The organism is Paenibacillus sp. ATY16, from assembly GCF_003399985.2.
Lineage (GTDB): Bacteria > Bacillota > Bacilli > Paenibacillales > Paenibacillaceae > Pristimantibacillus > Pristimantibacillus glycanilyticus.
Genome location: NZ_NMOK02000007.1, coordinates 1 through 1,173, shown reverse-complemented (window position 1 = coordinate 1,173; position 1,173 = coordinate 1). Strand labels below are relative to the sequence as shown.

At 41.3% G+C, this 1,173-nt stretch carries 1 pseudogene; it reads right to left on the bottom strand.

Features of this window, described 5'->3' with window-relative positions:
- Positions 1–1,099: pseudogene (locus CFI03_RS05770) on the bottom strand (IS3 family transposase); the annotation flags it as partial.
- Between the last annotated feature and the right edge of the window lie 74 nt (positions 1,100–1,173).

Below are 1,173 nucleotides of genomic sequence, written 5' to 3'. Positions count from 1 at the left end.
AGCGTAGAGTGAATACGAATTCGGTTATATTCAAGTTCAATATATCCATTAAGCGCCTCATAAGCTTGTTTACGCGAACGAAATTTCGTTTGGTAAACAAGCTCTTTTTTTAGGACACTGTGGAAAGATTCTATGCATGCATTGTCATAACAGTTTCCTTTGCGACTCATGCTTCCAACCATCCCATATATCTCCAGCTGTGCACGGTATTCGTTTGAAGCGTATTGGGACCCTCGATCCGAATGGTGAATAAGCCCTGGACCTGGGTTTTCTCGCTCATAGGCATCGTTTAAAGCGGCTAGCGTAAGTTCTTTGTTTATTCGGTCATTCATAGCCCAACCAACAATTTTGCGGGAGTATAGGTCCATCAGGGTCGCTAAATAAACCCATCCTTCGGACGTGGGTACATAAGTAATATCTGCTACCCAAGCGTAATGTGGCTTAACTACTTTAAATTCTCTATTCAGCACATTTTCATAAACAGGTAAGGTATGTTTGGAGTTAGTGGTAGCTTTGTATTTCTTGACGACACACGAAACCAAACCCATCTTTTTCATGAGCGAAGCTACCGTTTTAGTAGCTACAATCCAACCTTCCTCACGCAGCTTCGCCGCTATTTTCGGACTGCCATAGCGACGTTTAAAGCCTTCAAAATGATAACGAATACGTATCTTCAGATGCTTACGTCGTTTAGCACGCTTACCCGGTTTTCTTATGAGCCACTTGTAATAACCGCTTCGGGAAACCCCCATAACACGGCACAACTTCTTAACTCGGTACTTAAAGCGGTTCTTGTGTACAAATGAATAAATTAGTCCCGGTTTTTGGTGAAGAAGTGCATAGCCTTTTTTAGGATTTCATTTTCCTCTTGTAACTCACGGTTTTGTTGCTCCAATCTCTTTAGACGATCATAGTCCACCAGTGGCTGCGTACTCTGGTCTTTCTTTTCCTTGCTGTAGGTTTGTTTCCAATTACTTAGTGTAGTTACTCCGATATCTAATTCTCGGGATAACTGAGTTAACGATTTCTTAGTCTCTTCCAGATGTTCAATCGTTTTCCGGCGGAACTCCTCACTGTAGCGTTTGCGTTTTTGATCCATACTTACACCTCGTTTATTAGTTGTAAATGAGTATACATGTTTCCAATAACGAAGTGTCTACTTTTTAGTTTAAG